The organism is Nonomuraea bangladeshensis, assembly GCF_039529455.1.
Classification (GTDB): Bacteria; Actinomycetota; Actinomycetes; order Streptosporangiales; family Streptosporangiaceae; genus Nonomuraea; species Nonomuraea bangladeshensis.
Genome location: NZ_BAAAMV010000027.1, coordinates 23,493 through 31,551, shown reverse-complemented (window position 1 = coordinate 31,551; position 8,059 = coordinate 23,493). Strand labels below are relative to the sequence as shown.

9 protein-coding genes and 1 riboswitch are annotated in these 8,059 nt (G+C 70.8%); of the genes, 2 read left to right on the top strand and 7 right to left on the bottom strand.

Features of this window, described 5'->3' with window-relative positions; translation table 11 throughout:
- Positions 1–487: 487 nt before the first annotated feature.
- The 4 genes from ABD292_RS48325 to ABD292_RS48310 form a co-directional block, all read right to left on the bottom strand.
- Entirely contained in the window at positions 488–688 is a 201-nt protein-coding gene (locus ABD292_RS48325; protein ID WP_090947280.1) for a cold-shock protein, read from the bottom strand.
- Positions 689–929: 241 nt separating this feature from the next.
- Complete coding sequence (locus ABD292_RS48320; RefSeq protein WP_344220162.1) at positions 930–1,205, bottom strand: MoaD/ThiS family protein; 276 nt, start codon at positions 1,203–1,205, stop codon at positions 930–932.
- Between the two features lie 23 nt (positions 1,206–1,228).
- On the bottom strand, positions 1,229–2,464 hold the full coding sequence (gene thrC, locus ABD292_RS48315; protein WP_344220160.1) for a threonine synthase: 1,236 nt from the start codon (positions 2,462–2,464) through the stop codon (positions 1,229–1,231).
- Between the two features lie 13 nt (positions 2,465–2,477).
- Positions 2,478–2,619: riboswitch (SAM riboswitch) on the bottom strand.
- A 79-nt stretch (positions 2,620–2,698) separates the two neighbouring features.
- Entirely contained in the window at positions 2,699–3,253 is a 555-nt protein-coding gene (locus ABD292_RS48310) for an RNA polymerase sigma factor (RefSeq protein ID WP_091094399.1), read from the bottom strand.
- Between the two features lie 31 nt (positions 3,254–3,284).
- On the opposite strand from ABD292_RS48310, the gene ABD292_RS48305 reads away from it, so the two are divergent.
- The gene (locus tag ABD292_RS48305; RefSeq protein WP_344220157.1) at positions 3,285–4,709 is read left to right on the top strand and encodes an alpha,alpha-trehalose-phosphate synthase (UDP-forming); all 1,425 of its coding nucleotides are present in this window, start codon (positions 3,285–3,287) and stop codon (positions 4,707–4,709) included.
- Positions 4,710–4,724: 15 nt separating this feature from the next.
- Here ABD292_RS48305 and ABD292_RS48300 read toward each other — a convergent pair whose 3' ends face one another.
- The 3 genes from ABD292_RS48300 to ABD292_RS48290 are packed head-to-tail and all read right to left on the bottom strand — an operon-like array spanning position 4,725 to position 6,442.
- Positions 4,725–5,297: a hypothetical protein gene (locus tag ABD292_RS48300; RefSeq protein ID WP_344220155.1), complete on the bottom strand. Its 573-nt coding sequence runs from the start codon at positions 5,295–5,297 to the stop codon at positions 4,725–4,727.
- Positions 5,298–5,335: 38 nt separating this feature from the next.
- On the bottom strand, positions 5,336–6,091 hold the full coding sequence (gene otsB, locus ABD292_RS48295; protein WP_344220153.1) for a trehalose-phosphatase: 756 nt from the start codon (positions 6,089–6,091) through the stop codon (positions 5,336–5,338).
- A gap of 51 nt (positions 6,092–6,142) precedes the next feature.
- Positions 6,143–6,442: a DUF3263 domain-containing protein gene (locus ABD292_RS48290; RefSeq protein WP_329589251.1), complete on the bottom strand. Its 300-nt coding sequence runs from the start codon at positions 6,440–6,442 to the stop codon at positions 6,143–6,145.
- A gap of 250 nt (positions 6,443–6,692) precedes the next feature.
- Between ABD292_RS48290 and ABD292_RS48285 the strand changes: the two genes are divergently transcribed.
- Entirely contained in the window at positions 6,693–8,033 is a 1,341-nt protein-coding gene (locus ABD292_RS48285) for a S8 family peptidase (RefSeq protein ID WP_344220150.1), read from the top strand.
- The last annotated feature ends 26 nt before the right edge of the window (positions 8,034–8,059 follow it).

Genomic DNA, 8,059 nt, shown 5'->3' with positions numbered 1-8,059 from the left:
TGGTGATCGTGGGGGCGCCCCACTTCTTCTCCAGCACGACGTTGCGGCCCTTGGGGCCCAAGGTCACCTTGACGGCGTCAGCGAGCTGGTTCATACCGCGCTCGAGACCGCGCCGGGCGTCCTCGTCAAACGCGATCATCTTGGCTGCCATAAGGCTAGACCTCCCAGATGCAGGGTGGCTTGTCCTGGACCGAGCCGACGCCCGCGACGGCCAGGGACTGCATCTCCGTTCGGCAGACCCCATCGTCTCGATCCCGAGTTATTGGCACTCTGCCACACAGAGTGCCAACGACTGTTTAGCACTCTACCCTGCCGAGTGCAAGCGAACGACCTTCTGGAGGGGCCTCCGCGCAGGTCAGCCGATCGGCGTAGGGACGGCGGGCCGCTCACCGTGTGGCCCGCCGTCGATCGCCGACTACGAGGGTGGCGGGCTCGTACGGACTGCGCTGCCGCACGGGCCCCGCCGGTGCATACCAGGTGACGTAAATCAGACCGAGCGGACAGACTCGGCCTGCGGTCCCTTCTGGCCCTGCGTGATCTCGAACTCGACCCGCTGGCCCTGCTCGAGAGATCGGTACCCGTCCATCAGTATCGCGGAGTAATGGACGAATACATCCTTACCACCGTCTACCGCGATGAAGCCGTAGCCCTTGTCCGCGTTGAACCACTTGACGGTGCCCTGCGCCACTTCCGACTCCTCTTACTGGGGCTACAGATCTCGCCCATTCCACCGCGAGACCCGTAATCGTCCGACTTAACGACAAAACAGCCAGACGATCGCCTCGACCATACCTGTGGCAAGGGGTTTGGCAACAGAGTCAATCCACGAAAGACGCATTTGTTCGCAGTGCGGGTACTTCAACGTTTGAATAGGCCCGAAAAGCAGAAGGCGCCCGCTTGGGGCGCCTTCCGTGGAGTCGTACGGGCACTCAGCCGCCGGCGACCGCCGGGATGATGGAGATCTGCGCGCCCTGAGGGACGGCGGTGTCCAGGCCCTCGGCGAAACGGACGTCCTCTTCCCCAACGTAAACGTTGACAAAACGCCGAATCTTGCCCGATTCATCCAGAATTCTCGCGCCGATGCCCGGGTAGTCGGCATCGAGCTTGGCGAGCACGTCACGAAGAGTCGCGCCTTCGCCACTCACTTCCGCGTTTCCGCCGGTGTAGGTGCGCAGAATGGTGGGAATCCGAACAGTAACGCTCATGGTTATCTCGCCTTTCCTGGTTGTCAGACAGCCGCGCGGAACGCGTCGAGAGACGGCTTGATCACGGCGGTGGGCCGCGACGACTCGCCGGCGATGGCGTCCAGCGTCTTCAGGCCGTCGCCGGTGTTGAGGACCACGGTCTCCGCCTCGGGGTCGAGCCGCCCCGTCTCGACGAGCTTCTTGAGCACGCCCACGGTGACGCCGCCCGCGGTCTCGGCGAAGATGCCCTCGGTCGAGGCCAGCAGCTTGATCGCGGCCACGACCTCGGCGTCGGTGACGTCCTCGACGGCCCCGCCGGTGCGCCGGGCGATGTCCAGCACGTACGGGCCGTCGGCCGGGTTGCCGATCGCCAGCGACTTCGCGATGGTGTTGGGCTTGACCGGCTGGACGACGTCGTGCCCCGCCTTGTAGGCCGCCGACACCGGCGAGCACCCGGCGGCCTGCGCCCCGAAGACCTTGTAGGGGGTGTCCTCGACCAGGCCCAGGGCGATGAGCTCCTTGAAGCCCTTGTCGATCTTGGTGAGCTGCGAGCCCGAGGCGATCGGGATGACGATCTGCTCAGGCAGCCGCCAGCCGAGCTGCTCGGCGATCTCGTACGCGAGCGTCTTGGAGCCCTCGGCGTAGTAGGGCCGCAGGTTGACGTTGACGAACCCCCACTTGTCGCCCAGCGGGTCGCCGATCAGCTCGGAGCAGAACCGGTTGACCTCGTCGTAGGTGCCGTCGATGCCGATCAGCTTGCCGCCGAACACCCGGGCCATGGCGATCTTCGCCTCTTCGAGGTCGGCCGGGATGAACACGCAGGCGTCGAGCCCGGCCCGCGCCGCTGCGGCGGTCACCGCGCCCGCGAGGTTGCCGGTGGAGGAGCAGGAGAGCGTGTGGAAGCCGAAGCTGCGCGCCGCCTCGACGGCGATGGCGACCACCCGGTCCTTGAAGGAGTGGGTGGGGTTGCCGGAGTCGTCCTTGACGTGCAGGGACTTGATGCCGAGCGCCCGCCCGAGGTTGCCCGCCCTGACCAGCTTCGTCCAGCCGGGGTTCATGTTGGGCTTGCTCGCGACGTCGACGGGGACCGGGAGCAGCGAGCGGTAGCGCCAGATGTTGGCCGGGCCCGCGGCGATGTCCTCGCGGGTCACCCGGCCGAACTCGTAGGCCGCTTCGAGCGGCCCGAAACACTCCAGGCACGCGAAGCTCGGCCCGAGCGGGTAACGGGCGCCGCACTCGCGGCAGGACAGAGCGACGGCAGGACCAAAGTCGTGCGACATGAAGCGAGGCCTTCCCTCATCTTCGCCCACGGCCACCTTGACCGCGAACCGGAATTGGCACCTTGTCCCGGTCGGCCTCGCCAGGTCGCGAGTCGAAAGCCGGGAGGGTTGCCGGGGCTTCGCAGGGCCGGTCCCTCCACCCCTCTGGATGAGCTGTATGAAGTTGTTGCACACGACTCTACCCGCCGAAGCGGCGGGAACGACCACCTGTCTCAAAGAATGAGACGGGGCGTCTCACCGATAGTCGTCACCCAGCGCCGCCTGGACGTACTTGCGCGCCTGGTGGATGCGCGACTTCGCGGTGCCCAGCGGGATGCCGAGCTGCTCGGCCACCTCGTTGTAGTCGAGCTGCACGATGTCGCGCAGGACCAGCGCCTGCGCGAGATCGGGCTTGTCGGCCTCCAGCGCCTCCATCGCGTCGAGCAGGTCGAGCCGCGAGCCGGCGATCACGCTGACCCGCCGCGCGTCGGGCTTCTGCGTCGGCAGCTCGTCGGAGGTCTGCTCGGCCGCCCTGCGCTTCAGCGACCGGTAGGTGGTGCGCGCGCAGTTGGCCGTCACGATGTGCAGCCAGGTGCTGAACCTGGCCCGCCCCTCGAAGCGGCCGATGTTGCGCGCCACCGCGAGCAGGGTGTCCTGCGACGCCTCCTCGGCATCCTGGTGGTACGGAAGAATCCGGGAGCAGTGGCGCATCACATCCGGCTCGATCCTGGCCAGCAACTCGCCGAGCGCGCGATGATCTCCAGCGGCGGCGGATCGGGCGAGTTCCTCGGTTAGCTCATCAAGCGCCATAGCTGCGATCCTATGATCGGAAGGAGCTTCGATGAACAGCGTCCTCGTGGCCTCCAACAGAGGGCCGGTCTCCTTCACCGTCTCCGACGACGGTGTTCTCATCATGAGACGGGGCGGCGGCGGTCTCGTCTCCGGGTTGTCCGGGGTCGCCAAGGACGACGGGGTCCTGTGGGTCTGCGCGGCGCTGTCCGACGACGACCGCGGCGCCGTGCGCCTGTCCCCCGGCGGCCGGCTCGACCAGGCCGGCTACGACACCGGGCCGCTGCGCATGCTCGACATCCCCGCGACCACGTTCCACCGCGCCTACAACGCCGTGGCCAACTCCACCCTGTGGTTCGTCAACCACCTGCTCTACGACATCCCCAACGCGCCCAGCTTCGGCATCCGCTTCGCCCGCGAGTGGGAGTCCTACCGCGACTACAACGGCGCCTTCGCGCTCGCCCTCGCCGAGGAGGCCGGCCACGGCGCCCGCGTGATGGTGCAGGACTACCACCTCACGCTCACCCCCGCCATGCTCAGGGCCGAGCGGCCCGACCTGCGCATCGCGCACTTCAGCCACACCCCGTGGGCGCCGCCCGAGTACTTCTCGCTGCTGCCCGACGAGGTGGCCGGCGAGGTCCTGGAGGGCATACTCGGCGCCGACCACGCCGGGTTCCTGGCCGAGCGGTGGGCGGCGGCGTTCATGGACTGCTGCGAGGCGGTGCTCGGGGCGGAGGTCGACCGGGCGGCCCGCAGCGTCACCCACGAGGGCCGCACCACCAGGATCGGCGTCCACAGCCTGGGGGTGGACGGCGCGGCGCTGTGGGAGCGGGCCGGCGAGCCCGACGTCGAGTCGCACATCACGGCGATCAGGGAGCAGGTCGGCGACCGCCGCCTCATCGTCCGCATCGACCGCACCGAGCTGTCGAAGAACATCGTGCGCGGCCTGGTGGCCTACGGCGAGTTCCTGGCCGCCCATCCCGAGTGGCACGGCCGCGTGGTGCACCTGGCCTTCGCCTACCCGAGCCGGCACGACCTGCCGGAATACCGCGAGTACACCGCCTCGGTGCAGCGCTGCGCCCAGGAGATCGAGAACGAGTTCGCCACCGAGGACTGGGACCCGCTCATCCTCAACGTCCACGACGACTATCCGCGGTCGCTGGCCGCGTACCGGATGGCCGACGTGCTGCTGGTCAACCCCATCCGCGACGGCATGAACCTGGTGGCCAAGGAGGGCCCGGTGCTGTCGCCGCGCTGCGCGCTGGTGCTCTCGCGCGAGGCGGGCGCGGCCGCCGAGCTGGGCCCGTACGCGCTGATGGTCAACCCCTACGACATCAGCGGCACGGCCGACGCCCTGCACAGGGCGCTGGTCATGCCGGAGGACGAGCGGCGGGCGCGGCGCGACAAGCTGCGCGCCGCGGCCACCGCCCTGCCGCCCCAGAAATGGCTCGCGGCCCAGCTCGACGCCCTCGGCTGAGCCACGATCGCGCGCTCACCGCCAGTCGGCGTGCTTGAGCGTGTCGGCCAGGCCGGGGGTGTTCCACTGGTCGACGACCAGGATCTTGCTCTTCGGCAGATACCACTCGCGCTGGGTGAAACGGGCCTTGATCGCGGTGCCGCTGTAGCTCGTGCAGGTGGACTTCCAGGCGTTGTACGTGGCCTTGTGGCCGGGCCCGACCTGGCGTAGCCCCCGCGAGCCCTTCGGGCCGATGCTCTCGCCCCACTTCTCGTTGAACGGGCACGGCTGCACGTCGCTCGCCGTGTAGTACGGGTTCTTGCCGGTGTAGGGGCCGAAGCCCTCCGCGCCGTACTTGATGAAGGACGGCCCGAGAATGTAGAAGGAGTCGCACTCCGGCGTCCGCCAACCCCGGGCCTTCCCGCACTTGCCGGTCACGACCTGCACGTTGTCCGGGCCGAAGCGGTGGACCACCCACTGGATCGGGATGTAGAGGGTGAGCCCGGCACGCAGCTTCAGCTCCTGGGCGGGCGCGGCGTGGGCGGGGAAGGCGCCGGCGGCGAGGGTGACGGCGGCGGTGGCGGCGACGGCGAGGTAACGCTTGATCATGAGCCCGACTCTAGAGAACCGGACTTGCAGTCCAGTCGTCAACGGCTGAACGCCGACGCCAGCTCCGCCAGCAACGCCAGCACGCCGTCCGGGCCGTCCACCACGATGTCGGCCCGCTCGGCCAGCGCGGTCACCTCCGCCGAGCCGCTGCACACGGTCACCCCGGGCAGCCCGGAGGACCGTACGGCGTCGAAGGCGGCGAGGTCGCCCAGGTCGTCGCCGGCGAACAGCACCGAGCGCGCGTCCCGCTCGGCCAGGAACAGGCCGAGCGCGTGCCCCTTGTCCATGCCCGGCGGCCGCAGCTCCAGCACCATGCGGCCCGGCTCGACCACCAGCCCGTGCCGCTCGGCGAGCCCGGCCAGCGGCTCGCGCAGCGCGGCCAGCGCGCCCTCGGGGTCGGGGGCGCGGCGGGTGTGCACCGCGACGGCCCGGCCCTTGTCCTCGACGGTCACGCCCTCGACGCCGAGCGAGTCGAGCAGCAGCGGCAGGTCGGCCTTCGCCCGTGGCACGCCGGCCGGCGGGGGCGGCGCGGAGATCCGGCCGTTCTCCCAGCGTTCGAAGCCGTAGTGGCCGAGGATGACCAGCCCGGGAACGTCGGCCAGCCCCGGGCCCAGCTCCAGCGCGGTGGCCGGCGGCCGGCCCGTCACGATGGCCACGGCCCCCACGTGCGCGCCGAGCTCGGCGAGCACCGCGGGCGCCTGGGGGTGGATCACGGCGGCCGCCGGATCGGGCACGATCGGGGACAGGGTTCCGTCGAAGTCGAGCCCGATCACGGCCCCGGCGGGGTCCTTCAAGATTGCTTCAATTCCAGGGATGTTCTCCACGCGCCTGCCGTACCCAGCAGGTCAGGGGCGCATGCCAAGCCTTCTGGCCGCGCGGTCGCGCTGCCGCTCGGCGCGCACCCTGCGAAGCCGCTTGACCAGCATGGGGTCGTGCTCAAGCGCCTCCGGACGGTCGATCAACTCGCCCAGCATCTGGTAGTAGCGCGTGGCGGAGAACCCGAAGGTCTCCTTGATGGCCTGCTCCTTCGCGCCCGCGTAGCGCCACCATTGGCGTTCGAAGGCGAGGAGCTCGATGTCGCGTTCGGTCAGTGGTTGTCGGGACGGCTCGTGGGCAGCATCGTCACCGCTGAGGGGTGCTCCCATGGTGTCCTCCTCTGAGGGGACGGGTGACGGTCCCGTCACCCGCACGGCCCGTGGCCAATCGTAATGTGCTGAGCTCCCGCGCTGCGGGTATGTCCCGACTTTCGCCTACGAGGTAGCAGAAAAGCCCACAGAACGGAACTACTCCGCGTATCGGGCTGTTTACCGAACCGTCGGATTGCGGTGGCGGCCGCGTGTCAGAATGCCGGTCAGTTCGAGCGTTCCCCCCTCTTCTCCCCGCTCGAGGTCCTCCGTGCACCAGCTCTCCTTCGCGCTGCCACGCCCGGGTCGCGACCGCGCCGCGGCGGGCCCCGCCGCGATGAGGAGCCTCCTCGCCGTGGCGCTGACCATCTGCTGCGTGCTCGCCGTCCCGGCCTCCGTGACCGCCGCCGGCGGCGCCAGGGCCGGCGACAGGATCGGGGCGGTCGCGCGGGCCGGGCAGTGGCAGCTCGGCGCGCTGCGCCTGCCCGAGGCGTGGCGGCGCAGCGAGGGCCGGGGCGTGCTGGTCGCCGTGCTCGACACCGGGGTCGACGCCCGCCACCCCGACCTCGCGGGCGCCGTCGTCGAGGGCCCCGACCTCACCGGCGCGGCGCGCGGCCACGGGCCGTGGGGCCACCACGGCACCGCGATGGCCGGCCTGATCGCCGGCCGCGGGCACGGCCCCGGCCGCGCCGCCGGGGTCGTCGGCGTCGCGCCCGGGGCCCGCGTCCTGTCCGTACGGGTCACGCTGGAGAGCGGCGACCCGCAGCGCGAGCGGCAGCCCCGGGGCGGGAGCGACGCCCTGGCGCGCGGCATCCGCTACGCGGCCGACCAGGGCGCCGACGTGATCAGCATGTCGCTGGGGGGCGGCAGCGGCACGCGGGAGGGCTCGGCGGCCGAGGAGGAGGCCGTCAGGTACGCGCTCGGCAGCGGCGCGGTGCTGGTGGCCTCCTCGGGCAACGACGGCGACAGCGCCAACAGGAAGAACTTCCCCGCCGCCTACCCCGGCGTGATCGCCGTGGGCGCAGTGGACCGGGGGCTCCGGGTGGCCGGCTTCTCCAACCGGCAGGACTACCTGTCGGTCGTCGCGCCCGGCACGCAGATCGTCACGGCCGACGGCGCGGGCTCGTACGCGGTGGGCGACGGCACCAGCTCGGCCGCCGCCATGGTGGCGGGCATCGCGGCCCTCGTCCGCTCCGCCCATCCCGGCCTGTCGCCGCAGGAGGTCCGCACGGCCATCGAGCAGGGCACCAGAAGACGCCCGCCGGGCGGCCACAACCGCACCTACGGCCACGGCGTGGCCGACGCCCTGCTGGCACTCCGCGCGGCCGACGAACTGCGCGCGCCGTACGAACTGGGCACCGCAGACGGACCAGGCACCACCGACAGGCCGGGCACCGCCGACGAGCTGGGCGCCACCGGCGGAGTCGGCGCGGCCAACGGGCCGGGCGCGGTGGTGGGCCCGCCCGCGCGGCCCACCCCCCGCCTCGAGGCGGGGCCGGGCGTGCCCGTTCCCGCGAGCAGGACCCCAGTGATCGCGGGGCTGCTGGGGCTGCTGGCGGCCATGTCCGTACGCGTGCTGGCGAGGCGGCGGCGCGACGGGGATTCACCCTAGCAAGCGCTTGTGTGATACTCCCTGCT